Origin of the sequence: Microbacterium sp. Leaf161 (assembly GCF_001423645.1) — a bacterium.
In the GTDB taxonomy this organism is placed as follows: domain Bacteria; phylum Actinomycetota; class Actinomycetes; order Actinomycetales; family Microbacteriaceae; genus Microbacterium; species Microbacterium forte.
Window position 1 is genome coordinate 1,333,010 of the sequence record NZ_LMOW01000001.1, and the last position, 25,050, is coordinate 1,358,059.

The following is a 25,050-nucleotide window of genomic DNA, read 5'->3' on the forward strand; positions in this document are numbered from 1 at the left end:
TCATGCGGGCGCGGCGGTCACTGCGCCCGCATGAACTCCTCGGCCGCCGCGACCTGCTCGGCGGTCGGGCGAATGCCCGTGTAGAGCACGAACTGCTCGAGCGCCTGCAGCGTCGCCACCTCGGCGCCGGTGATGACGGTCTTTCCGGCCTCGCGCCCCGCCGCGATCAACGGCGTCTCGGCAGGCAGGGCGACGACGTCGAACACGACGGATGCCGCAGCGATCTGCTCCTCGGTGAACGACAGTGCATGCTCGTCCGCCCCACCCGCCATGCCGATCGGCGTGATGTTCACGATGATGTCGGCGGTCGCGGCATCCGCATCGGCCGTCCAGGCGAACCCGTAGAGGTCGGCGAGCCCCCGACCGCGCGCTTCGTTGCGGGCGGCGATCGTCACACGAGCGAAGCCTGCGTCACGGAAGGCGGCGGCCGTGGCCTTCGCCATTCCGCCCGAGCCGCGCAGCAGCACGGATGCCGCGGAGTCGAGCGAGTTGCGCTCGATCAGCTGGGCGATCGCGCTGTAGTCGGTGTTGTAGGCCGTGAGCACCCCGTCGTCGTTCACGATCGTGTTCACCGAGTCGATGGCAGTCGCAGAGGGATCCATACGGTCGACGAGCGCGATGACCTCCTCTTTGTAAGGCATAGAGATCGCGCAGCCGCGGATGCCGAGACCCCGCATGCCGGCGATCGCCTGGCCGAGGTCGGTCGGCGCGAACGCCTTGTAGATCCAGTTGAGGCCGAGCTCTTCGTAGAGGAAGTTGTGGAATCGCGTGCCGTTGTTGCTCGGGCGTGCAGACAGCGAGATGCACAGGGTCATGTCCTTGTTCAGCATGGTCACCGCACCAGGCTACTCGGGGACTCTGCTGCATCCGACCCACTGATGACCGCGATCGTCAACCCCCCTTGGCGGGATCCGATCGCCTCCCCTAGGGTGAAGCTGCATGCACAGGGGATTGATCGTCTTCGTCTTCCCCAGAGACGAGCTGCCTTCCCCAGAGGCAAAGGCGATTCGTGCATGCGATTGGGCCCTCTCGAGTAGTTCTGTCCCCAACGGATTGCTCGAGAGGGCCGCTATCGTTTGTCTTCTTCTCACAAGTTTTCGGATTTGTCCCCCAAATGGGGGACAAACGCGTGCCGGAGGGGTTAGGCTGGGATCTGACGCACCCTCCGGTCGTCTTCGGCCCTCATCGCTCCCCCCGCGGTGAGGGCCACACCATTTTCTGGGCGCGTTCGTGTGCCCCCTCGTGTGACCGCGGATGACCGCTCATGCAACATTTGGGTTACGGGCTGACCTCGGGACTTCCGCTCAGCGCGTGCTCCACTAGCGTGGAGCACGTCGGGGCATCCTGCGTCGGCTTCTTTCCAGCAGAACAGGCAGTACATGAGCACCCAGGGCACGGTTAAGTGGTTCAACTCGGAGAAGGGCTTCGGCTTCATCTCCCCCGACGACGGCGGCGCTGACGTTTTCGCGCACTACTCCGCCATCGAGTCATCCGGCTACCGCTCTCTTGAAGAGAACCAGCGGGTCGAGTTCGACGTGGCGCAGGGCCCCAAGGGCCTGCAGGCTGAGAACATCCGTCCGCTCTGAGAGCGGACGTCATAGAACTCCCCGACCGGAGGCCCGCACCCGTTGCGACCCTCCGGCGGGGAGTTCTGTGCTTTGCGGGCCGATCTCGCGGGCTCACGCTCGCTCGACGGACGTGTCCGGACACGCTCTCGGGAGGAGATCTGCCTCTCAGGAGGAGATCTGCGGGCTGAGGCTCCTCCCCGGGGAGAGTTCTCCTCCGGAGGGAGCGGGCGCGCCGGTCAGTTCAGCAGAAGCGCGCGCAACTCGTCGGGCGATGCGGCGCGGAAGGCCGCCTCGTCGCCTTCATGCGTGTCGCTGAAGCCCCATTCGACGAAGATCACCGGGACGCCGTTCGCGTTGCCGCCCTCGACGTCGTGGTGACGGTCGCCGATCAGCACCGGACGCGAGACGTCGGCGCCTCGGTCGGCCAGTCGGCGCAGCGCCTCGGCGACGATGTCGGTCTTCGACGCGAGGGTCGATTCGTCGGGTGTCGCGCCCACGGTCGTGACGAAGTACGGGCGGAGTTCGAAGAAGTCGATGATCGCGTCGACCTGGATCTCGGGCTTCGAGCTCGCGGTCGCCTGCGGGATGCCGGCGTCGTGCAGGTCGCGGATGATCTCGGGCACGCCGGGGTACGTTCTGACATCGGTCGTGTAGCCGTCGGCCTTGCCGAGCGTGCGGTAGAAGCTCACGGCCTCGGCCGACTGCTCGGGGGTCATGCCCGCCTGCGCCTGGAACGACTGGAACATCGGCGGCCCGATCCAGTGCACGAGCTGCTCGCGCGTGGGAGCGGGGTGACCGAAGTGCGTGAGGGCGACGTTCAGGCGGCGGAGGATGCCGACCGACGCGTCGGCGATGGTGCCGTCGACGTCCCAGAGCACGCACGAGTAGGGGGAAGAAGCCATGTCTTCCAGCCTATGGGCAGTGCGCGAAGCGACCGAACGCCATGAACATCTGTGCAGCTCGCCTCAGAAGAGGCGGGGGATGCCGGACTCGATGCCCTTCATGTCGTCGTAGTCGAGCACGAGGCAGCGGATGCCGCGGTCCTCGGCCAGCACACGCGCCTGCGGCTTGATCTCCTGCGCGGCGAAGACGCCCTGCACGGGGGCGAGGTGCGGATCGCGGCCCAGCAGCTCGAGGTAGCGGGTGAGCTGCTCGACGCCGTCGATGTCGCCGCGGCGCTTGATCTCGACGGCGATGGCCGCGCCGTCGGCATCCCGCACGAGGAGATCGACGGGGCCGATGGCCGTCGGGTATTCGCGGCGCACCAGCGTCGCACCGTCCGAGATGCGGTCGACCTGCTCGGCGAGGAGGCGCTGCAGGTCGGCTTCGACGCCGTCCTTCTGCAGCCCGGGGTCGACGCCCAGGTCGTGGTTCGTGTCGTGCAGGATCTCGTAGATCTGCACGCGAAGCGCGTCGCCGGTCTTCTTGTGCGTGACACGCCAGACCTCGGTGACGCCGGCGATCGACTCCTCCTCGCCCGGCTCCTCGGAGGCGAGCGAGCAGGGCGGGCTCATCCAGTTCAGCGGCTTGTAGCTGCCGCCGTCGGAGTGCACGAGCAGACTCCCATCTCCCTTGTGCACGAGCAGACGCGTGGCAAGCGGAAGGTGGGCATTGAGCCGGCCCGTGTAGTCCACGGAGCAGCGGGCGATGACGAGACGCACCCGTCGAGCCTACTTCGTCGGGCGCACTCCTTCTGCGGCGGCGGGCTGACTCGACATCTCGTCTGTGCGCAGGGGACGGGCGGCACCCGAGAAGAGGCCGGACAGCACGACCAGCCCGACCAGGATGTAGAGCGTGTTGAGCAGGCCGATGTGCTCGCTGATGAAGCCGAGCACCGGAGGGCCGCCGAGGAAGGAGATGTAGCCGATCGTCGCCGCGGCGCTCACCCGCGCGGCGGCCTTGGCGGGGTCATCTGCTGCGGCCGACATTCCGAGCGGGAAACCGAGCGATGCGCCGACGCCCCACAGGGCCGCACCCACGAAGACCAGCGGGAGGCTGGGCGCCAGGATGAACAGCAGGATGCCGGATGCCGCGGCGACCGAGAGGATGCGCAGCACCGCGACGCGTCCGAACCGGTCGACGAGCGGGCCGCCGAACACGCGGACGACGGTCATCGCGACCGAGAACGTCGCGAGGGCCGCGGCGCCCAGTGCGGTTCCGCCGCCGTGGTCCTCCGCGACACCGAGAGCCAGCCAGTCGTTGGCGCCGCCCTCGGCGAACGACATGCCGAGCATCACCACGCCGATCGCGTAGGTACGCGGCTCGCGCCAGGCCGACAGGGCGACATGCATGCGCTCGCGCCAGTGCACCTTCTCGCCGTCGTCGGTCGTCGGGTCGAGCGCTTCGGCGCGGCGCGGGACGCTGGCGATGCTGATGACGCCGATGGTGGCGATCGCCACCGCGACGACGAGCGTGTGCGTGAAGACGTTGATCTGCAGCTGGGCGGCCAGGGCGCCGAGGCCGGCGCCGATCACGGTGCCGAAGCTGAAGAAGGCGTGGAAGAGCGGAAGGATCGTCTTGCCCGAGTGCTGTTCGATCGCCGTGGCCTCGACGTTCATCATGACGTCGACGCAGCCGTTGCCCAGGCCGAACAGCACGAGACCGATCAGCACCACCGGGTACGAACCCAGCACGTTGGCACCGATGCCGATCAGGGCGACGCCGAAGGCGAACGTGAAGATCGACACCATCATGCCCAGGCGCGCGCCGGTGCGCGCCATGATCGCGGGGCTGGTCGAGATTCCGATGATCGACGCGATTCCCGCGCCGAGCAGCAGCATGCCGACCTGTGCCTTGTCGACCTCGAGCGCGAGCTTGATGTCAGGGACACGCGATGCCCAGGTGGCGATCGACAGACCGCTGGCGAGGAAGATCGCGAAGATCGCCGTGCGCCAGCGCACGTACTGCGATCGAGAGAGAGCCGTGTCCATGGTTCACAGCATATCGAATCGATTCGATGGACGGGAACCGGGGGAGCTATCCTCGGAGTATGACGAGTCATGAGACCCCGCGCCGAGCGACGATCGCCGATGTCGCCCGCGCGGCGGGAGTCGCGACGTCGACCGCCTCCGTCGTCTTCAGCGGCAAGACCAACGTCGCACCGGCAACGCGCGAGCGGGTGCTCGCCGCAGCGGCCGAACTCGGCTACGCCGGGCCCGATCCGCGCGCCGCCTCGCTGCGCCGGGGACGCAGCGGCATCGTGGCCGTGGTGCTCGAGGGGCATCTGCGCGCCGCCTTCCTCGACCCGGTGACGACCGCCATGATGGACGGCCTCACCGACGGGATGGCCGACCTGAGCGCCGGCATCCTGCTGATGCGCGACGAGCCAGGCGATGACGGATCATCGCTCTCGAGCGCGCCGGTCGACGCGGTCGTGCTCATCGGATGCTCGGGGCGCGCCAAGGCATCGCTCGACATCGTCCGCAGCCGTGGGCTGCCCGTGGTCGTGATCGAGGGCGACGCCGGAGAGGGCATCCCGAGGATCACCCTCGACAACGCCGCCGCTGCCGCGGACGTCGCCCGGCACCTGCGCGATCTCGGCCACCGCGACGTGGCGCTCGTCACACTGCCGCTCGACACGGGCCGCGAGCGCGGCCCCGTCACTCAGGAGCGCATCGATGCGGCGACGGTGGATGTGACGATCGATCGCCTCGCCGGCATGCGCGAGATCTTCCCGGATGCACCGGCGATCTCGGCGGGAGGCAGCTTCATCGACGAGGGCCTCCTTGCGGGGCGGACGCTGCTGGCGGATGCCGAGACCAGGCCGACGGCGATCCTCGCCCAGAGCGACCTCATCGCGGTGGGCGTCATCCGTGCGGCGGAGGAGCTGGGGCTGCGGGTGCCCGAAGACCTGTCGGTCGCCGGCTTCGACGGCATCGCCGCCGACGGGCTCGGCGACCTCGTGCTCACGACCAGCGTGCAGCCAGCGGTCGAGAAGGGGCGTGCCGCGGGTGAGCAGGTCGCACGGATGCTGCAGGGAGAGCCGGGCCTCACCCTGCACCTCACCTGCCGGTTCCGCGAGGGCACGACCACGGCGGCGCCCGCCCGCTGAGCGCGCTCCCTGTCAGGAGCGCTGCGGACCCAACGGCAGCGTCTCGGTGCCCAGATCGAGGATCGAGTACCGACCGCAGTCGACGACCCTCTCGGGGAGAACCGCTTGCGGCGGGTCCCACGGCACCGTCTGCGAATCCTCGACGAGGAACGACACCTCGCCGACTGCGAAGTCCGTGCGGTCGACCAGCCAGGCATACGCGTTGAGCTGATGATCGACCTGCACGAGTTGTGAGGGATCGGCCAGGTGCAGCTTGGGCAGGCGCACTGTCCAGAACGGCCCGGCACCGGTGCGACCGGAGGCGTCGACCCAGTCGGTGACGCAGGCGAGATCGGCATCGGGCCGGGTTGCGGCATCCGCGAGTCGAGGGATGCTGAGCCCCCCGGCGACGAGCAGCAGGACTCCGACCATCGCCGCCACGGGTCGCCGCACACGGTCGCCGACCCGCAGGGGGTGCGGAGCAGCGACGAGTGCGAGCACCGGTGCGAAGGCGAACGGCTGCAGATAGCGTGCCGCGTGGGTTCCCAGCATGACGGCACCGACCACGACCATGACCGGCGCGACCCACGCCATCGCCGCGACCAGCCGTGAGCCGGGGTCGCCCGCCCGCACGGTGCGCACGACGGCTGCGACGATGAGTGCGGCAGCGATCAGCAGCCCGATCACGCCGAGTGGGCTCTGCATCCGTTCGCCGACGAGCCGGCCGTAATAGTCGATCGATTCGTGCCACTGCCCGGGCTGTATGTAATCGACGCCGGTCTTCGTGATCCATGCCGCGAGCGGAATACGTGACAGGAATCCGAGCGTGGTGCCCGCGAGCAGCACGGCGATGATGACCGGCGCACGCGAGCGCAGCCCTGTGGAGACCGACGCGATCGCCAGCAACGTCACGAGCGGAATCGTCGCCCACACCGCGTAGAGCGGGTTCGAGAGGGTCGACACGAGGGCGACGACGCCGAGTCCGATCGACGGCCACGCCATGAGCGCGCGGCTGTCGATCATGCGCCGCACGATGCCGATCGTCAGGACGGCGGCGACGACGGTCGCGGAGTAATAGGTGGTCGTCAGCTGCAGCGACGCGAGGTCGAGCGCCTCGCGCGACGCCGAGACGTCGGTCATCGCGAGCACCCCGAACACCGCGAGTGCGAGCACGGACCAGGCAACGGGGGCCATGCCGGCACGGGCGCGGCCGGCTGTCAGACGGATGGCGCCGTAGAGGGCGAGCAGGTTGACGACCGCGCTGATCGCGAAGAGACCGCTCGCATCGACGGGCACCGCTGCGTCGAGGGCGGTGAACGCTGCGGACTCGGGCAGGAACAGCACGCTCGACATCGCCCAGTCGAGCGGTTCGCCGGAGAGCAGCGAGCGGGCGAGCATCGCGACGACCATCGAGTCGCCGTCGCGGAAGAGCAGATCTGCTCGGGCCGACGACGCGACCTCACCGGCGGTGACGAGCGACACAGCGGCAGCGCCCAGCCAACCAGCCAGCTCCCGCACCCACGCCCGCGTCACGGGGCTACTCTGCCACGACCGCCGAGAAGACTCCGGTCTTCGCCGGTCCGCCGGTCACGCGGTCAGCCGATCAGCCGATCAGCCGATCTGCGACCTCAGATCCCAGACCTCTTCGAGAGGAGCGGTTCCCTCGGCGCCATCCGCATCGCGGAAGAGCTCGACGAAACGCCCGATGTCGGCCTGCCAGGCGTGATCGGCCGGGTCATCCTCGAGCGCGGCGACCGCAGCGTCCCAGTCGTCGCACTCGACCAGGTGGAAGAGGCGGTGGCCGGATCGCCAGATGGTCCAGTCGTGGATGCCGATCCGCGAGAAGGTCTCAGCGAGGGCATCGGGGATGCGCGCGTGGTTCGTGCGGTAGTCGTCGATCGCGCCGTCGCGGATCTCGGAGTGCAGGGCGATGCGCATGGGTGTGCCTTTCAAGCCAGAGGGCGGAACGAGATCACGACGGGGGTCGCGGCATCCGCCACATCGACCAGGATGGCACCGTCGACGCGCTCCGCGGAAACCCCGGTGTCACCGATACGGGCCGTCTGCTCGTCGAGGAGGCCATCGGGATCGGGCAGGCGAACACTCCCGTTCTGATCGATGACCGCATGCACCGCGTCGTCGGTGCGCGTCCAGCGCAGCCAGGGTTCGTCGGACGCCCGCAGTCGCTCCTCCGGTCGCGCGCCGAACACCACGTGACCGTGACGGCTGTTCCACTCGCCGAGGCCCTCGAGGGTCTGCCGCTGGAGCTCGGGGATGCGCCCGGATGCCTCGAGCCCGATGTTCAGCAGCAGATTGCCGCCTCTCGAGACGACGTCGACGAGCAGGCGCACGGCCTCATCTGCCGACAGCAGGTGCTCGCTCGTCTCGTTGCGGTTGTGCCCGAAGGAGAGACCGATGCCCCGGGTGTTCTCCCACGCCTCTCCCACCTCGACCGCCGTGCCGTGCACATACTCGCTGGTGCGGAAGTCCCAGTGCGATTCACCCCAGCGGTCGTTCACGACGCCCTCGGGCACTCGCGCGTAGAAGGTCTCGAATGCGTGCGCGAGACTCTTGGGTCCCGGTGCGATGCCGGCATCCGGCCAGCGGATGTCGCCCCACAGGATGTCAGGTCGGTATCGGTCGATCAGGTCGATGACGTGGTCGTGCGCATACTCGGCGTAGGCGAGGTCATCGGGGGCGGGGTCGCCGTCGTGCTCGATCGGCGGAAGGTCGGAGAAGTGCCAGTCGAGCCCGCCCGAGTAGTAGACGCCGAAGCGGAGTCCCGCGGCGCGGGTGGCCTCGGCGAAGGCCCCGATCAGGTCCTGCTGAGGCCCGCGTGCGACGGTGTTGCGTCCGTCGGTGCCCGGTGCGTCCCACAGGGTGACTCCGTCGTGGTGCTTGGTGGTCGGGATGAAGTAGCCGGCTCCCGTCGCCGCGACGACCGCGAGCACCTCGTCGGCGTCGAACGCCTCGGCCTTCCACTGGTCGAGGAAGTCGTCGTAGGGGGCTCCGCCGTGCACCTCCTGCTGATGCGCGTGTGCGGGGGAGCCTTCGATGCGGATCGTGTTCGCGTACCACTCGGCGTAGGGATTGTGGGCGTACCACTGCTCTCGCGGCACTGCCCCGAGTTCGCCTGTCGGCTCGGCCCACGCGGGCACGGAGTAGGGGCCCCAGTGCACGAATATCCCGAGCGCCGCACCACGGAACCACTCGGGCAGGGGCCGTTCGAACTCTCGGTAGGCCTCGGGGCGAACGGGGTCGGTCTCGAACATCGCCATCGGAAAACACCTTTCATCACACCCTTGTGAACCGTTTCGTCTATCACGTATCCTATAGGAAATCTTGAACTCAGGGAGAGCTTCGATGACTGACGCAGGATTCCGCCGCCCCACCGACCGCATCCCCGGCGGTGAGTGGTTCAGCGGCGCGGGTTTCGGCATCTTCGTGCATTGGGATCAGGCCTCGCAGCAGGGGATCGAGATCTCCTGGCCGCTCGTCGGCCGCTCGATCATCCCCGGCGAGGACGCCGTCGAAGATGCGGTGACAGTCGCCCAGTATCAGGCGACGGCGCCGACATTCGACCCGACGGAGTGGGATGCCGCCGATCTCGCCCGCCGAGTGCGCGACGCGGGAGCGACCTATGTCGTCTTCACCGCACGCCACCACGCCGGCTACAACATGTTCTTCACCGAGCAGTCCGACTTCGGCGTCGAGCACGGCCCCTTCGGCCGCGACATCACACGCGAGTTCGTCGACGCCGTGCGGGCCGAGGGGCTGAAGGTCGGCATCTACTACAGCCTTCCCGACTGGAACCACCCGGACTACCCGGCGTTCCGCGACGAGGACCTGCCGTACAAGCTCGAGCACTGGCCCGCCGCGGGGCTGGCCGAGTTCGCCGACACCCCGGATGCCACCGATCGCCATCGTCGCTCGTCGCCGGAGGAGTGGTCGCGCTATCTCGAGTACGTCCGCGCGCAGCTCACCGAGCTGCTCACGAACTACGGACAGATCGACCTGCTGTGGTTCGACGGAGACTGGGAGCGCTCGGCGGTGGAGTGGACCTCTCCCGGCCTGCGTCGTCTGATCAAGGAACTGCAGCCGCACGTCGTCATCAACGACCGCCTTCCCGGTCAGGGCGACTACCGCACGCCGGAGCAGGGATTTCCGCTCACCCCGCCGACCGGTCCATGGGAGCTGTGCCTCACGATCGGCGATCACTGGGCATGGCGCAGCGGGCCCGACAACGAGAAGTCCGCGCGGTCGCTGCTCGTCACCCTGATCGACGTCGTCGCCCGCGGAGGCAACCTGCTGCTGAACGTCGGCCCCGGCCCCGACGGCACGCTGCCCGCGGTCGAGCAGGAGCGTCTGCAGGAGTTCGCCGAGTGGATGCAGTCGCACGCCGAGGCCGTGATCGGCGTCGAGCCCACCGTGGGCATCGACTTCCACGGCCCGACCACCGCCCGTGCCGGCCGTCTCTACCTGCACCTGACCGCGCTGCCGGTCGAGGAGATCATCGTGCGAGGGCTGCCGGTGCGTTCGATCACCCGAGTGCATCGCCTCGCCGACGATCTCGAGCTGCAGCATGACGCCAGCTTCGAGGTGCACGAGGCGTCCATCGCGGGCGACGACCTGGGCGAGCTGCGAATCGTGGCACCCGCACCCAGCGGCGCGCTGATCGACGTCATCGCCATCGACTTCTCCGAGTAACCGCACCACCCGAGCGACACCCCCTCACCCATCGCATCGAATCAGCATCCAATGAAGGAGGCAGACAGAATGAATGCACTCTCATCCCGACGCGCGAAGCGTCTCGTCCTGACCGGGGCCGCGGGCCTCACCGTGGTCGCCCTCGCCGGTTGTGCCGGGGCATCCGCCGGAGGCACCGGCGGATCCGGCGGTCCGCTCGTGCTCTACACCTGGGCCGCCAGCGAGGGCGACCAGGCGCAGTGGGCCGACTTCATCGAAGGCGCGCAGGTCGAGGATCCCGACCTCGACATCTCCGTCGAGGGCCCGAGCTTCTCGGACTACTGGACCAAGGTGAAGACCCGCCTCAGCGGATCGAACCCGCCCTGCCTGCTCACGACCCAGGCCGCGCGCGCACAGGAGCTGGGCGACCTGCTCATGCCTCTCGACGATCTGATCGAGAAGAGCGGTTTCGACATCGACAGCATCGACGCCTCGATGCTCAGCGGTATGACGGTCGACGGGACGATCCGCGCGATCCCCTATGACGCCGAGCCGATCGTGCTCTTCTACAACGTCGAGGCGTTCCAGGCGGCAGGGCTCGAGCTGCCCGGCACCGAGTACACGCGCGACCAGTTCATCTCGGACGCCAAGGCGCTCACCGATGGAGAGAAGAAGGGTCTCGCGCTCGCGCCGGGCATCTTCATCCCCAACGCCTGGTCGCTCGCCGACGGCGTGCCCGCCGTCACCGAAGACGGCGAGCTCGACCTCACGAACTCCGATTTCGTCGACCAGATCCAGAGCTTCTTCGACCTCGTCTCGGTCGAGCAGGTCGCGAAGGCTCCCGAAGCCGCCGACGGCTCCGAAGTGTCGCAGCAGGCGTTCACCTCGGGCGAGGTGCCGATGCTCATCGAAGGCCCCTGGATGTACGGCAGCTTCGCGGACGCCGCCGACTTCACCCTGGGCGTCACGATCGTCCCGTCGACGAGCGGGACGGCAGCCGCGATGACCGCAGGCTCGGGATTCGGCATCGCTGCGAACTGCGACCGCCCCGATGAGGCCTTCGCCGCGATCGAGGCGCTGACCTCGGTGTCGGTGCAGGAGAAGCAGGCCGAGGCCCGTGGCATCGTCCCCTCTCGCATCGAGGCGCTTCCGGCCTGGGCCGAGGGCAAGACCGAGGGTGCCGCCGACGTCGTCGAGGCACTCCTCGCAGACGCGACGCCGCAGCGCACCACCTCGACCTGGAACCAGGTCGAGACCCTGATGACCCAGTACGGAGTGCAGGGCTACCGGGGTGAGCTGACGGCTGCGGAGATCATGGAGACGATCCAGAACTCGGTCGCGGGCTGAGCGGATGGCGATCATGAGCGACCGGAGTGAGGCGACGGCCTCCTCGGCGATGCCCGGCGTGGCGGGGGTGCCGATCGGTGCCCCCGCCCCGCGGGCTCCACGTCTGCGACATCGGCGCGGCGACGGCTGGGTCGCCGTGGCCTTCCTCGCCCCGGGGTTGATCGGGTTCGTCCTGTTCATCCTCACTCCGCTGTTCGGATCGGCCTTCATCAGCCTGTTCGACTGGAAGCTGTTCGGCAGCCCCGACTTCATCGGGTTCGAGAACTACGTCAAGCTGTTCCGCGACCCGACGTTCTACACCGTGCTCGGCAACACGCTCATCTTCGCGGTCGTCTACACGGCGCTGAACCTCTTCGTCGCCCTCACCATCTCGCTGTGGCTGAACACTCGCATGAAGGCCGCGGGTGCGTGGCGGGTCATCTTCTTCCTTCCCGTGATCACCCCGATGGTGGCGAACGCGCTCGTGTGGCGGCTGCTCCTCTCGCAGGACGGACTCGTCAACTCGATGCTCGCGACCGTCGGCATCGACGGCCCCAACTGGCTGTCCGACTCGGCGTGGGCGCTCCCCTCGGTGATCGCGATGTCGGTGTGGCAGTCGTTCGGCTACAACGTGATCGTCCTGTCGGCCGGCCTCAGCGCGATCCCGAAGGAGCTGCTCGAGGCCTCCCGCATCGACGGCACCTCGGCCTGGCAGCGGCTGCGGTTCATCATCCTGCCGCTGCTGTCGCCGTCGCTGTTCTTCTGCTCGACCATGACGATGATCGGCGCGTTCCAGGTGTTCGTGCAGCCGCTGTTCCTCACGCAGGGCGGGCCGGGCGAGAGCACCAACACGTTCGTGCTCTACCTGTATCGCAACGGATTCGTCTTCGATCGGCTCGGCTACGCATCCGCCCTCGCGTGGATCCTCTTCCTCGTCGTGATGCTCATCACCGCCCTGCAGTTCGTCGGCCAGCGCAGGTGGGTGAACTATGAGTGACGTCGTGAGCCTTCCCCGCCGCGCACGTCAGCGCCGGGACTCCCTCAAGGAATGGCTGAACACCGCAGCCATCGCCGTGGTGGCGCTGATCTTCGCGTTCCCCTTCATCTGGATGTTCCTCACGGCGCTCAAGCCCGAGAACGAGGTGTTCACCGCGACCCCTCAGATCTTCGGATCGGAGATCCGCTGGGCGAACTTCGTCGAGGCCTGGACGGTCGTGCCGTTCGGCCGCTTCATCCTCAACGGCCTGATCGTCGCGATCCTCGGCGCCCTGCTGTCGGTGATCGTCGCCGTGCTCTCGGCCTACGCGTTCTCGCGCCTGCGCTTCAAGTACCGCGACAAGCTGTTCCTGCTGTTCGTGCTCACGCTCGTGCTGCCTCAGGAGGTGCTGGTCGTGCCCCTGTTCATCATGATCAACAGCTGGGGATGGAACGACAGCTTCGCGGCGCTCATCATCCCGTTCGCCTTCACGGCGTTCGGCACCTTCCTCATGCGGCAGTTCTTCCTCACCATCCCGATGGAGTACGAGGAAGCGGCCCTGATCGACGGTGCGTCGCGCCTGCGCACTCTCTGGTCGGTGCTGCTGCCGCAGCTGGTCGCGCCGCTGAGCGTGCTCGCGGTCTTCTCGTTCATCGGCTACTGGAACTCGTACCTGTGGCCGCTGATCATCATCAACACACAGGACATGGCCACCGTGCCCCTCGGGCTCGGCATGTTCACCGGTCAGTTCGGCACGCAGTGGGCTCTGCTCATGGCGGCGTCGACGCTGGCCGTCATCCCCTCGCTGATCCTGGTGCTGCTGCTGCAGCGGCAGCTCATCAAGGGGGTCACCCTGGGCGGACTCGGAGGACGCTGATGCACACGACACAAGACACCGCCGCGAGACTGCTCGAGGTCAGGGCGGATGCGACGGCAGGAAGCCGCATCGTGCACGTCGAGGCGCAGCTGTGCGACCTTCCGGTCGAGACGGAGCGGACGGATGCGCTGCAGACGTTCGTGAAGCAGGAGACGATCCTCGTGCGACTGCGCACCGCCGACGGCACCGAGGGCATCGGCTACAGCTACACGATCGGCACAGGCGGCGGTGCCGTGCTCAGCCTGCTGCGCGAGACACTGCTGCCGGCGCTGATCGGCCTCGAAGCAGAGCGTCCGGAGGCCGTATGGCTGGCCCTGTTCGGCATCACCCGCGCGACCACCGTGGGGCCGATCACCGCGCTCGCGCTCGCCGCGGTCGACACCGCCGTGTGGGATGCGAAGACGCGGCGATCCGGGCTGCCGCTGTGGGTCGCCGCCGGCGGCGCCTCGCCCTCCGTCCCGGTGTACGACACCGAGGGCGGATGGATGCACTTCGGCACCGATGAGCTCGTGGCGCACGCCGTCGATGCGAAGGAACGAGGCATGGGCGGGGTCAAGATCAAGGTGGGGATGCCGCGGGGCCACCAGGACCTGGAGCGACTGCGGGCCGTGCGGGACGCGGTCGGACCCGGCATGGACATCATGGTCGATGCGAACCAGTCGTTCTCGGTGGCGGAGGCGATCAGGCGCGCCCGTCTCTTCGAAGAGGTCGACGTCTTCTGGTTCGAGGAGCCCCTGCCGGCCGAGGACATCGAGGGGCACCGGCAGCTCGCGCGCTCGACATCGGTGCCCATCGCGGTCGGCGAGAGCATGTACTCGCTCGGGCACTTCCGCGAGCATCTGCAGCGCGGTGGTGCATCGATCGTCCAGGCCGACGTGGCGCGGGTGGGCGGCATCACGCCGTGGCTGAAGATCGCGCACCTCGCCGAGTCGTTCAACGCCCCCGTGGCGCCGCACTTCCTCATGGAGCTGCACGTCTCGCTCGTGTGCGCGATCCCCAATGCGCTGTATCTCGAGCACATCCCGCAGCTGCGTGCCGTGACGAGGGGCGAGCTGCGCATCGAGAACGGGCGGGCCTGGGCGCCGAACGAGGCAGGGCTCGGGATCTCCTGGAACGACGACGCGCTCGGGCGGCTGGTCGTCGCATGAGCAGTGTCGTCTCCGGAGTCGCGCAGCCCGTCGCGCAGTCGGTCGCGATCGGACGCGGCGGGCTCGCCGCTCCACCCGTCGGGTACGGCGCCGCGGCGCTCGGCAACCTCTATCAGGCGCTGGGCGACGACGAGTGGCCGGGCATCGTGCCTGCGGCGTGGGCAGGAGGCATCCGGTATTTCGACGTGGCTCCGCACTACGGGCTCGGTCTCGCCGAACGACGACTCGGCGACAGCCTGCGGCAGCTGCCGCGCGACGAGTACATCGTCTCGACCAAGGTCGGGCGCCTGCTCGTGCCGCAGGATGCCGCCGGTCGCACCGACATCGACAACCTGTTCGACGTACCCGCCGACCATCGCCGCGTGCAGGACTACTCGCGAGACGGCGTGCTGCGCTCGATCGAGCAGTCACTCGAACGGCTCGGTCTCGATCGCATCGACATCGCACTGGTGCACGACCCCGACGCGCACGAGCGCGAAGCCCTCGAGGGTGCGTTCCCCGCGCTCAGCGAGCTGCGCGATCAGGGGGTCATCACCTCGTTCGGGGCGGGGATGAACCAGAGTGCGATGCTCGCGCGGTTCGTGCGAGAGACCGACGCCGACGTGATGATGGTCGCCGGGCGCTGGACCCTCCTCGACCAGTCGGCCGCCGATGACCTGCTTCCGCTCGCACACGAGCACGACGTGACGGTGCTCGCCGCGGCGGTCTTCAACTCGGGCATCCTCGCGACGGATGCGCCCGCGCAGGACGCGCTCTTCGACTACGGGCCCGCCGAGCTCGCGGTCATCGAACGAGCCCGATCGATCGCGCGCATCGCGCGGCGGCACGGCAGCTCGCTCCCCGAGCTCGCCGCACAGTACCCGCTGACCCACCCTGCGGTGGCGGCGGTGGTGATGGGCGGCGCGAGCGCCGAGCAGGTCTCGAGGAACAGCCGCCTCGTCGCGCGCCCGGTCGCCGCCGAGGTGTGGGACGAGCTTCGAGAACACGGGCTGATCAGCCGAGAAAGGCACCCCGTACGATGAGACTCATGTTCGGCGACGACGAAGCACGCGGACCGCGGCCGCTCCCGGCGCGGCGCGCCCTCGTCGACGATGTATACGACGCCGTGCTCGGCCTTCTCATGGACCGCGTGATCGAGCCCGGCGCCCGCGTGAACATCGACGCGGTCGCTCGCGATCTCGACGTGTCGCCCACCCCGGTGCGCGAGGCGCTCACGCGCCTCGAGGCCGAGGGTCTCGTCGCGAAGCGCGCACTCAAGGGCTACGTCGCGGCTCCTCTGCTCGACGCTGCGGGGCTCCGTGACCTGTACGACATGCGCGAACTGCTCGAGCCCGAGGCCGCGCGTCGCGCATCGACCCATCTCGACGCCGCCATCGAGAGCGAGCTCGCGGAGTCCGTCGTTCAGATGCGTGCAGCGTCGGCGCCCGACGCGGAGGAGAGCTTCCGCAACTACCGCCGGTTCATCGACGAGGACCTGCACTTCCATCACCTGATCGCCGAGCAGGCGCAGAGCCCACTGCTCTCGGAGGCCATCGTGCGGCTGCGGTCGCACATGCACCTCTACCGCCTGAACTTCCGTCACCACTTCGAAGACGACACCCTCAGCGAGCACGAGAGCATCCTGGCGGCGCTTCGCCGACGCGATCCCGAGGCCGCAGCAGAGGCGATGCGCACCCACATCGCGAAGTCGTACGACAGGCTCGGCCCCGCGATCGCTCGACGGGCCGAGAACGCATCCGAATGATCTGATTTCGCGATCGACATCGCGCAAAGTGCCCGAAATCCCGGGCAAAACCGGCCATTTGCGCGGTCCGACGCCGACATGATCGACCCGGAACAGCGAAAAATCAAGGTAAACTCGATATCGACACCCGCCCGCCCGCCTGTGCCGCACCCCCGGCCGACGAGCTTTGAGGAGCCGCGTATATGCTGACGCTCCTCGCCGTGTTCCTTCTCGGGTCGATCCTGATGCCCGTTCTGGTGCGCTGGCTGGGATCCCAGGCATTCGCCATCGCGGCTCTCATTCCCGCCGCGGCATTCATCCACGCTCTGGTGCTCACCCCCCAGGTGCTCGACGGCCCGACGCCCTTCGTCTCGGTCGCGTGGATTCCGCAGCTCGGGTTGAACCTGTCGATGAACATGGATGTGCTCGGCTGGGTGCTGACCCTCATCGTCACGGGTGTCGGCGCGCTCGTGCTGCTGTACTGCCGCTGGTACTTCCACGACGACTCCGCGGGGATCGGCCAGTTCGCCGGTGTCCTGCTCGGATTCGCGGGTGCGATGTACGGCCTCGTCCTGACCGACGACCTGGTCATGCTCGTCATGTTCTGGGAGGTGACGAGCATCCTCTCGTACCTCCTCATCGGCCACTACCGTCGGCGTGCGGCCAGCCGACGAGCCGCTCTCCAGGCGCTCCTGGTCACCACCCTCGGCGGGCTCGTGATGTTCGTCGGAGTCGTGCTGCTGGTCGTCGATGCCGGCACCTCGAGCATCCGCGAGATCCTCGAGATCGCTCCCACCGGGGCGATCGTCGATGCCGCCGTGGTGATGCTGCTGGTCGGTGCCATCAGCAAGTCCGCGATCTTCCCGTTCCACTTCTGGCTCCCCGGCGCGATGGCCGCGCCCACCCCCGTGAGCGCCTACCTGCACGCTGCGGCGATGGTGAAGGCGGGCATCTACCTGATCGCGCGCTTCGCTCCGATCTTCGCGTTCACCGGACCCTGGCGGCCGATCATCATCTCGCTGGGGATCGTGACGATGCTGCTCGGCGGCATCCAGGCGCTGCGAGAGACCGACCTCAAGCGCATCCTCGCCTTCGGCACAGTCAGCCAGCTCGGGTTCTTCTCGATCGTGATCGGCTACGGCACGCAGGCGAGCGCACTGGCGGGTCTTGCACTCGTGATCGCGCACGCGCTGTTCAAGTCGGCGCTGTTCCTGATCGTCGGTGTGATCGACCGCCAGCTGTCGACGCGTGACATCACCGAGCTGAGCGGTGTGGGCCGGCAGGCGCCGGTCATGGCGACTGCCGCATTCATCTCCATCGCCTCGATGGCCGGCATCGCGCCGACCCTCGGATTCGTCGCGAAGGAGTCCACCCTCACAGCCCTCCTCGACGACGCACTGCATGGATCGCCATGGGGACTCGTCGCCATCATCGGCGTCAGCGTCGGATCCATTCTCACTGCGGCATATGGCATCCGCTTCCTCTGGGGCGCGTTCTGGACCAAGCGCGACGCAGCAGGCGATCGTCTTCCCGACACCGCGTGGCCGGACCCGCCCGTCGGATTCCTCTCGGCGCCGATCATCCTCGCCGGCTTCACGCTGGCCACCGGCATCGGAGCCCCTGCTCTCGACGTCGCGCTCCAGGGATACGCCCTCACGGCCACGCCCGGCCTCGACGCCGAGGGCGTCGCCGCCGAGGGACCAGGGCACCTCGCCCTCTGGCACGGTCTCGAGCCCGCTCTCGGCATCTCGATCCTGTCGATCCTGCTCGGCGCCGCGGTGTTCCTCCTGACCCTGCGCACGGGGTGGGATCGCAAGGCGCGGCTGATCCGCTTCACCGCGGCAGACGTCTACTACCTGGTCATGCGCGGCGTCGACCGGCTCTCGGTGCTGAGCACGACCCTCACCCAAAGAGGCTCGCTTCCGGTCTACGTCGGCACGATCTTCGTGGTCTTCGTCGCCGCCGAGATCACGGCTCTCGTCGCCAGTGACATCGACCGCTTCCAGCTCTCGGCCTGGCACACCCCCGCGCAGCTGGTTGTCGCGCCGATGATGGCCGCCGCCGGCGTCATGGCCGTGCGGGCGCAGAAGAGGTACACCGGGGTCGTGCTCGTCTCGATCACGGGTCTCGGCATGGTCGTGCTGTTCGCGACCAGCGGCGCCCCCGACCTGGCGCTGACGCAGATCCTCGTCGAGACCGTGACGATGGTCACCTTCGCGCTCGTGCTGCGTCGCCTGCCTGCGCGAATGGGCGAGCACAACGCCTCCGTCGGTCGCATTCCGCGGGCGCTGCTGGGTGTCGGAGTCGGACTCACCATGGCCCTCGTCGCGGTCGTGGCGACCCAGTCGCGTATCGCGGACCCGATCTCGGCGGCCTTCCCGAAGCTCGCGTACGAGATCGGTCACGGCAAGAACGTCGTCAACGTCGCGCTGGTCGACCTTCGCGGCTGGGACACGATGGGCGAGCTCTCGGTGCTCGTGCTGGCCGCCACGGGCGTGGCGTCGCTCGTGTTCGTCACTCACCGCGCCGACATGCTGTCGGCGACCAAGACGCTTCCCAAGGCGCGGCGCCGTCGAACTCTCAGCCGTCCCCTGGTCGAGACGACCGAGGGCGTGCGCTTCCAGACCGACGAGAACGAGAGCAGCCCCCGCGCCTGGCTCGTCGGCGGACCGAAGATGAACCCGGAGAACCGGTCGATCCTGCTCGAGGTGATCGTCCGCATCCTCTTCCACACGATCATCGTCGTGTCGATCTTCCTGCTCTTCTCCGGCCACAACCTTCCGGGCGGCGGCTTCGCGGGCGGACTCGTCGCGGGCATGGCACTCGTCATGCGCTACGTCGCCGGCGGACGCTGGGAGCTCGGCGCGGCCGCGCCCACGGATGCCGGTCGACTGCTCGGCGCCGGTCTGATCCTCGCGGTCGGCACTGCCGTCGTACCGCTGTTCTTCGGCCTCGCCCCGCTCACCAGCAACTTCTGGGAATGGGAGATCCCCGGCATCGGCCACATGGAGTTCGTCACCTCGACGATCTTCGACGTCGGCGTGTACCTCGTCGTGATCGGACTCGTGCTCGACGTGCTGCGCAGTCTCGGTGCCGAGGTCGACCGCCAGGCGCAGGAGTTCCGCGAGCGGGGGGTGAGCATCTGATGGATGTCTCGTTGACCCTGATCGTGATCATGGCCGTGCTGTTCGCCTGCGGTGTCTACGCGATGCTCGAGCGCAGTCTCACCCGCGTGCTGATCGGCTTCCTGCTGCTCGGCAACGCCACGAACCTGCTGCTGCTCATCGTGATGGGCGTGCCGGGCAACGCTCCCTTCTTCGGCACCGAAGGAGAGCTGAGCGATCCGCTGCCCCAGGCGCTCACCCTCACGGCCATCGTCATCACCTTCGCCGTCTCGGCCTTCCTGCTCGCGCTCATCTACCGCTCGTGGCAGCTGGGTCAGGCCGACACCGTCGAAGACGACGAGGCCGACATCGCTCTCCGCGAGCGCACCGACGCCGACGAAGACCTCATGGACGACGAGGCCGACGCCGCCGACGACGAGGCGACCACCGACTTCGTCGGCGTGCAGACGTCGCCGATCACGGTGCTCCATATGCGCGACCACCCCTCGATCCACGACGACGCCCCGACCGACAGACCGACGGGAGCCCGCACGGCGCCCACGGATGCACATGGGGAGGCGGAGGCGGACGTCGATGCCGGTGCGGGTGCATCCGTCCTCGACGGAGAATCGGCCCCGCCAGACGACGGCGACGCAGAGGACTCGCGGGACTCGACTGCATTCCGGACGGACTCCGACACTCACGCGGCCGACGCCCACGAGACCGACGCCGCGGATGCCGCTCGCGACACAGCGGCAGACACGGCATCCGACGACAGCGCACCTGAGCACACCGACGACGGGGAGGACCGCCGATGAGCGCCCTCGTCCCCCTGCTCGTCGCCCTGCCGCTGCTCGGCGCGGCCGCGACCCTGATCTTCGGCCGCAACCCGCGCCTGCAGGCCTTCGTCACGGTCGCGACGCTCGCGACGGTCTCGGTGATCGCCGCCGTGCTGCTGGTCGTGGTCGACGCGGGAGAACCGCTCGCGGTCTCGGTCGGCGGATGGCCCGTGCCGTTCGGCATCGTGCTCTACGTCGACAGGCTCGCGGCTCTCCTCGTGCTTATCTCGAGCATCGTGCTGCTCGCGGTTCTGCTCTTCTCGATCGGTCAGGGCGCGGCCGACGGCACCGACGAGACGCCGATCTCGATCTTCAACCCGTCATACCTGATCCTCGCCGCGGGAATCTTCAACGCCTTCATCGCGGGGGACCTGTTCAACCTGTACGTCGGATTCGAGATCCTGCTCGTGGCGTCGTACGTGCTGATCACGCTGGGCAGCACCGAGTCGCGCATCCGCACCGGCGCCGTCTACATCGTCGTCTCCCTGGTCTCGTCGATCCTGTTCCTCGCCTCGATCGCGATGATCTACGGCGCGCTCGGCACCGTGAACATGGCGCAGATCGCCGAGCGCATGACCGAACTCCCGCAGGAGACGCAGCTCGTGCTGCACCTCATGCTCGTGATCGCGTTCGGCATCAAGGCCGCGATCTTCCCCGTGTCGTTCTGGCTGCCCGACTCGTATCCGACCGCCCCTGCGCCCGTCACCGCGGTGTTCGCAGGCCTGCTGACGAAGGTCGGCGTCTACGCACTGATCCGCACTGAGACGCAGCTCTTCGCCGAGAACAGCATCGACACCGTGCTGCTGATCATCGCCCTGGCGACCATGATCGTCGGAGTGCTCGGCGCCGTGGCGCAGGCCGAACTCAAGCGAATCCTGTCGTTCACCCTGGTGAGTCACGTCGGATACATGATCTTCGGTCTCGCGATAGCGACCCCGGCGGCGATCGGCGCGACGGTGTACTACATCGTCCACCACATCATCGTGCAGACGACCCTGTTCCTCGCCGTCGGTCTCATCGAGCGCAGGGCGGGAAGCACCTCGATCCTCCGGGTGAAGGGCCTGCTCAAGGTCGCGCCGGTGATCGCCGTGCTCTACTTCATCCCCGCGATCAACCTGGGTGGACTCCCGCCGTTCTCCGGGTTCATCGGCAAGTTCGCGCTGTTCGAGGCCGCGGCATCCGTGGGGACCCCCCTCATGATCGTGCTGATCTTCGGCGGGATCGTCACTTCGCTGCTCACCCTCTATGCGCTGATGCGCGCGTGGAACCTCGCGTTCTGGCGCGAGGAGGACGACTCGACCGAGACCGAGGGGCGCATCTCGTACCTCGGCAACGCCCCGGCCGCCGACGAGCAGCAGGAGCGTCGCCGCATCCCTCGCATCATGACGGTCGCCACCGCCGGCATGGTGGGGGTCACTATCGCGCTCACCGTCTTCGCCGGTCCGCTCTACGCACTGTGCGACCGCATCGGTGCGGCGCTGCTCGACCCGGTCACCCTCGTGCAGCTGGAAGACGAGGTCGAAGGATGAGCCCCACCGAGACCGGCCGTCACTTCTGGCGGGACATCCGCGTGCAGCTGCCGTTCCTGGCATGGCTCGTCGTGCTCTGGATGCTGCTGTGGAGCCAGTTCACGGTGCTGTCCTTCCTCTCGGGTCTCGTCGTCGCGGTGTTCGTCACGCGCGTCTTCCGGCTGCCGACCGTCGAGCTGTCCGGGCGGATCAACATCTGGTACGCCGCGCTGTTCGTGGTGCAGTTCCTGTTCGCCGTCCTGCGTGGAGCGGTCTCGGTCACGGCGCAGGTGTTCGACTTCCGCCGTCAGCCCGGCGCGGCGATCATCGCGGTGCCGTTGAAATACGCCGACGACCTCATCATGACCCACGTCTCGGTGGTCTCGTCGCTGGTGCCCGGATCGCTGATCGTCGAGGCCGACCGCGACAGGCAGGTGCTCTACCTGCACGTGATCGGGGTTCGCAGCATGGCCGACGTCGAGAAGCAGCGCGAGGGCGTGCTGCGGTGGGAGCGACGGGTCGTGCGTGCGCTCGGTGCCCCCGCGCAGTACCGTGCCCTCAAGGCCGACGAACGCGCGGCGCGCGCCGGCGGTGCCGGCGGGCTGACCAGGGGAGGTGCCCGATGAACGTGCTGATGCTGGCGATCATGGTCGTCTTCGGGGTGGCCGCCATCCTGACGATCATCCGCATCGTGCGCGGACCCTCGATCCTCGATCGAGCCGTCGCCTCCGACGTGCTGCTCACCGAGGTCATGTGCGTGCTCGGTGCCGAGATGGCGATCAACGGTCACACCCGCAACATCCCAGTGCTGCTGATCATCGCCGCTGTGGGTGTCTTCGGTTCGATCTCGGTCGCCCGGTTCGTGGCCAGAAGGGACAACACGACCCCATGAACGTGTTCGGTCTCGCCATTCCCGACGCCGTCATCGACGTTGCCATCCTCGTGCTGATCCTGCTCGGCGCGGTTCTGTGCCTGTCGGCCGCCGTCGGTCTGCTGCGCTTCCGTGACGTGCCCTCGCGACTGCACGCCGCGACGAAGCCCCAGGTGCTCGGCCTCATCCTCATCTGCCTCGCGATCGCCCTGTCGCAGCGCACCGTCGGCGGAATCCTCATCGGGCTCGCGCTCGTCGCCCCGATCGTGCTGATGCAGTTCGCCACGGCCCCGCTGTCGGCCCATATCGTCGGCCGGCAGGCCTACCGCAACGGCACGACCGACGAGCGCAGTCTGGTCGTCGACGAGCTCGCCGAGTCGAAGCAGACTCCGCCGGGCGCCGGCTGACCAGAAGGAAGACGGATGTCAGCACCCCAGGGATGGTACGACGCGGGCACGCCGGGCCGGCAGCGCTGGTGGGACGGCGTGCAGTGGACCGCACATGAGCGCACGGCGCCGCCGACCGCCCCGTCGATGGGGTGGTACCAGGTGCCGGGGACCACAGACGTCCGCTGGTGGGACGGAGTCATCTGGACGCCGTACCGCGTGCGCAAGGGCAAGCCGCGGCCCGACGCCCTGGCGGTCGAGCCGCCGGTGATGGGGCTGGTGCTCGGCATCATGTTCTTCATCCTCGCGATGCTGCAGCTGTTGGCGGCGGTCATCACGCAGAGCCCCGGCAACTTCGCCCTTCCGGTGGTCCTGATGTCCATCGCCGTGATCTGGGTCCTCGGCGCCGCGCATACCCGCGCAGTGCGCAGTCTCCCCGCCCCGCAGTCGGCGGCGGTCGTCGACGCATCCGTGCAGCCGCTGCCCGGAGAGGTCGATGGACCGCATGCCGGGTGGTATCCGGTGACGGGGCAGGCCAGCCGCTGGTGGACCGGTTCCCGCTGGACCTGGTACCTCGGCACGAAGTTCGGCCCGCGCCCCGGACACGCCGGGCCCCGCGGCTATCTCACGTCGATGATCGTCGGCTGGTGCGTGGTCGGCATCGCGGTGGTCGGCCTGGTCGTCGCGGTGGCGGGAAGCGTCATGGAGCAGAGTCCCGTCACCGGGTTCATGATCGTGTTCGGCATCATCTTCGCGGTGCTCTTCGGCGGTCTGGGGGCGTTCGTCCTGCTGCTGACGAGGGCGCGACGCAACGCGATGCTCCTTCCGACCACACCCCCGCCGCTGCGCTGAGGCGGGCGCGCCGCGCGCCCGCGCGGAGCCGGTTGGTGTTCATAATTCAGCATGAGCCTGTCCCCGTGGGCGTGAAAGGGGCAGCAGGACAGCCCGACACGAGATCCATGCTGAATAGTGAACGACGCCGACCAGTGCTACTTCTCCTGCACTGACCTCTGTTCCGCGCAAGTCATCCCTGGCTGTGCGGACGACGCACTTCGATGCCCTGCGCTGTCTGCACACTTCTGCGATGGGGAAAAAACAGAAGACCGTCGCGCAGCGCGCGGACGACGGCTATGCGCATACTGTTCTCAGCCGATCGGATCTGGTGCACCGAGGGTTTACGGCGCGTCTCATCGCCGAGTCAGTCGCGCGAGGAGAACTCCTGCACGTGCGTCGCGATCGATACGCACTGCCGTCGACCCACCGGGACATCATCGAGGCGGTCCGCATCGGCGGGCGAGTGTCCTGCTTGTCTCTCCTCGCCCTTCTGGGTGTCTTCGTGTTCCGCTGCCGAGAGCTGCATGTGCTCGTGACTCCCGGTTCGTCTCGTCTGCGTGTCACGAAGGACAGAAAGGTCGTGCTCCATTGGAAGGTGCTTACAAGCGTGCGGGAGAGCCTGCATGCGGCTCCGTTGATCGATGCCGTCGCGCACTCTGTGCTGTGCCAGGCTCCGCGCGAGGCGCTCGCCACCTTGGACAGCGTGCTTCATCACGCACTCCTGACACACGATGAGCTGGCCACGATGTTCGCGGCCCTTCCCGCCCGATTCCGCCCGCTGCTCACGTTGGTCGATCCGTCGGCGGGCTCCGGCCCCGAAACGTTCATGCGATTGCTGCTGCGGGCGATGGGCGTCGCATATGAGACGCAGGTGTATCTCGAAGGCGTCGGGTACGTCGACTTCATGGTGGAGGGCTGGTTGATCATCGAGTGCGACAGCAAGGAGTTCCACGAAGGGTGGGAGAAGCAGATGCAGGATCGCGAGCGCGATATCGCCGCGGCCCGACTCGGCGTCATGACCATTCGGCCACTTGCGAAAGACATTCTCGGTGACCAGGCGTCCGTGCGACAGGCTCTCGAGCAGATCATCGCTGTACTCGGGCCGAGGTTCACCGACGCACCTCGTTCACAATTCAGCAAGAAGCGCCCCTGAGCGGCGCTCGAGTAACGAAAC

At 68.0% G+C, this 25,050-nt stretch carries 23 protein-coding genes and 1 pseudogene; 17 read left to right on the forward strand and 7 right to left on the reverse strand.

The features are described 5' to 3' along the window. Positions 1–17: 17 nt before the first annotated feature. Positions 18–836, reverse strand: coding sequence for a shikimate 5-dehydrogenase (locus tag ASF87_RS06580; RefSeq protein ID WP_200933700.1), 819 nt, complete (start codon positions 834–836; stop codon positions 18–20). 543 nt (positions 837–1,379) lie between these two features. On the opposite strand from ASF87_RS06580, the gene ASF87_RS06585 reads away from it, so the two are divergent. After that, positions 1,380–1,586 (forward strand): cold-shock protein, encoded by a 207-nt coding sequence (locus ASF87_RS06585; protein WP_042540947.1) that lies wholly within the window; start codon positions 1,380–1,382, stop codon positions 1,584–1,586. Between the two features lie 218 nt (positions 1,587–1,804). Here ASF87_RS06585 and ASF87_RS06590 read toward each other — a convergent pair whose 3' ends face one another. From ASF87_RS06590 to ASF87_RS06600, 3 genes are all read right to left on the reverse strand, one after another. After that, on the reverse strand, positions 1,805–2,470 hold the full coding sequence (locus tag ASF87_RS06590; protein WP_056375075.1) for an HAD hydrolase-like protein: 666 nt from the start codon (positions 2,468–2,470) through the stop codon (positions 1,805–1,807). Positions 2,471–2,533: 63 nt separating this feature from the next. Then, positions 2,534–3,229: an endonuclease NucS gene (nucS, locus tag ASF87_RS06595; RefSeq protein WP_042540943.1), complete on the reverse strand. Its 696-nt coding sequence runs from the start codon at positions 3,227–3,229 to the stop codon at positions 2,534–2,536. Between the two features lie 9 nt (positions 3,230–3,238). Further along, positions 3,239–4,498 carry an MFS transporter gene (locus ASF87_RS06600; protein ID WP_056375078.1) on the reverse strand — a complete coding sequence of 420 codons (1,260 nt, stop codon included), beginning with the start codon at positions 4,496–4,498 and terminating at the stop codon, positions 3,239–3,241. 59 nt (positions 4,499–4,557) lie between these two features. Between ASF87_RS06600 and ASF87_RS06605 the strand changes: the two genes are divergently transcribed. Beyond that, positions 4,558–5,619 (forward strand): LacI family DNA-binding transcriptional regulator, encoded by a 1,062-nt coding sequence (locus tag ASF87_RS06605; protein WP_056375080.1) that lies wholly within the window; start codon positions 4,558–4,560, stop codon positions 5,617–5,619. 12 nt (positions 5,620–5,631) lie between these two features. On the opposite strand, the gene ASF87_RS06610 is transcribed toward ASF87_RS06605, so the two are convergent. The 3 genes from ASF87_RS06610 to ASF87_RS06620 form a co-directional block, all read right to left on the reverse strand. Then, positions 5,632–7,131 carry a hypothetical protein gene (locus tag ASF87_RS06610; RefSeq protein ID WP_056375083.1) on the reverse strand — a complete coding sequence of 500 codons (1,500 nt, stop codon included), beginning with the start codon at positions 7,129–7,131 and terminating at the stop codon, positions 5,632–5,634. A 78-nt stretch (positions 7,132–7,209) separates the two neighbouring features. Beyond that, the gene (locus ASF87_RS06615) at positions 7,210–7,536 is read right to left on the reverse strand and encodes an L-rhamnose mutarotase (protein WP_056375084.1); all 327 of its coding nucleotides are present in this window, start codon (positions 7,534–7,536) and stop codon (positions 7,210–7,212) included. An 11-nt stretch (positions 7,537–7,547) separates the two neighbouring features. Then, positions 7,548–8,876 (reverse strand): alpha-L-fucosidase, encoded by a 1,329-nt coding sequence (locus tag ASF87_RS06620; RefSeq protein ID WP_056375086.1) that lies wholly within the window; start codon positions 8,874–8,876, stop codon positions 7,548–7,550. An 85-nt stretch (positions 8,877–8,961) separates the two neighbouring features. On the opposite strand from ASF87_RS06620, the gene ASF87_RS06625 reads away from it, so the two are divergent. The 15 genes and pseudogenes from ASF87_RS06625 to ASF87_RS06695 all read left to right on the forward strand — a co-directional run bounded on the left by ASF87_RS06625 (position 8,962) and on the right by ASF87_RS06695 (position 25,029). After that, positions 8,962–10,305: an alpha-L-fucosidase gene (locus ASF87_RS06625; RefSeq protein ID WP_056375088.1), complete on the forward strand. Its 1,344-nt coding sequence runs from the start codon at positions 8,962–8,964 to the stop codon at positions 10,303–10,305. A 69-nt stretch (positions 10,306–10,374) separates the two neighbouring features. Further along, positions 10,375–11,631, forward strand: coding sequence for an ABC transporter substrate-binding protein (locus ASF87_RS06630; protein ID WP_235558888.1), 1,257 nt, complete (start codon positions 10,375–10,377; stop codon positions 11,629–11,631). A gap of 13 nt (positions 11,632–11,644) precedes the next feature. Then, positions 11,645–12,607, forward strand: a complete 963-nt coding sequence (locus ASF87_RS06635) for a carbohydrate ABC transporter permease (RefSeq protein WP_079113854.1) — start codon at positions 11,645–11,647, stop codon at positions 12,605–12,607. 4 nt (positions 12,608–12,611) lie between these two features. Then, on the forward strand, positions 12,612–13,463 hold the full coding sequence (locus ASF87_RS06640) for a carbohydrate ABC transporter permease (RefSeq protein WP_235558889.1): 852 nt from the start codon (positions 12,612–12,614) through the stop codon (positions 13,461–13,463). After that, on the forward strand, positions 13,463–14,611 hold the full coding sequence (locus ASF87_RS06645; RefSeq protein WP_082041117.1) for a mandelate racemase/muconate lactonizing enzyme family protein: 1,149 nt from the start codon (positions 13,463–13,465) through the stop codon (positions 14,609–14,611). The genes ASF87_RS06640 and ASF87_RS06645 overlap by 1 nt, the downstream gene beginning before the upstream one ends. Continuing rightward, positions 14,608–15,633: an aldo/keto reductase gene (locus ASF87_RS06650; protein ID WP_056375096.1), complete on the forward strand. Its 1,026-nt coding sequence runs from the start codon at positions 14,608–14,610 to the stop codon at positions 15,631–15,633. Before ASF87_RS06645 ends, ASF87_RS06650 begins: the two co-directional genes overlap by 4 nt. A gap of 5 nt (positions 15,634–15,638) precedes the next feature. Beyond that, on the forward strand, positions 15,639–16,355 hold the full coding sequence (locus ASF87_RS06655; protein WP_056375098.1) for a GntR family transcriptional regulator: 717 nt from the start codon (positions 15,639–15,641) through the stop codon (positions 16,353–16,355). Between the two features lie 182 nt (positions 16,356–16,537). Beyond that, positions 16,538–19,480, forward strand: coding sequence for a Na+/H+ antiporter subunit A (locus tag ASF87_RS06660; RefSeq protein ID WP_056375100.1), 2,943 nt, complete (start codon positions 16,538–16,540; stop codon positions 19,478–19,480). Next, positions 19,480–19,983, forward strand: a pseudogene (locus tag ASF87_RS06665) (Na(+)/H(+) antiporter subunit C); the annotation flags it as partial. The gene ASF87_RS06660 and the pseudogene ASF87_RS06665, both read left to right, overlap by 1 nt. A gap of 269 nt (positions 19,984–20,252) precedes the next feature. Then, a complete protein-coding gene (locus ASF87_RS06670) occupies positions 20,253–21,806 on the forward strand; it encodes a Na+/H+ antiporter subunit D (protein WP_056375101.1) in 1,554 nt (517 codons plus the stop codon). Beyond that, complete coding sequence (locus tag ASF87_RS06675; protein WP_056375103.1) at positions 21,803–22,411, forward strand: Na+/H+ antiporter subunit E; 609 nt, start codon at positions 21,803–21,805, stop codon at positions 22,409–22,411. Before ASF87_RS06670 ends, ASF87_RS06675 begins: the two co-directional genes overlap by 4 nt. Beyond that, positions 22,408–22,677 (forward strand): monovalent cation/H+ antiporter complex subunit F, encoded by a 270-nt coding sequence (locus ASF87_RS06680; protein WP_042540345.1) that lies wholly within the window; start codon positions 22,408–22,410, stop codon positions 22,675–22,677. Before ASF87_RS06675 ends, ASF87_RS06680 begins: the two co-directional genes overlap by 4 nt. Next, complete coding sequence (gene mnhG, locus ASF87_RS06685) at positions 22,674–23,063, forward strand: monovalent cation/H(+) antiporter subunit G (protein ID WP_042540347.1); 390 nt, start codon at positions 22,674–22,676, stop codon at positions 23,061–23,063. The genes ASF87_RS06680 and mnhG overlap by 4 nt, the downstream gene beginning before the upstream one ends. Before the next feature lie 15 nt (positions 23,064–23,078). Beyond that, the gene (locus tag ASF87_RS06690; protein WP_056375105.1) at positions 23,079–23,894 is read left to right on the forward strand and encodes a DUF2510 domain-containing protein; all 816 of its coding nucleotides are present in this window, start codon (positions 23,079–23,081) and stop codon (positions 23,892–23,894) included. Positions 23,895–24,126: 232 nt separating this feature from the next. Next, positions 24,127–25,029: a hypothetical protein gene (locus tag ASF87_RS06695; protein WP_056375107.1), complete on the forward strand. Its 903-nt coding sequence runs from the start codon at positions 24,127–24,129 to the stop codon at positions 25,027–25,029. Positions 25,030–25,050: the final 21 nt, after the last annotated feature.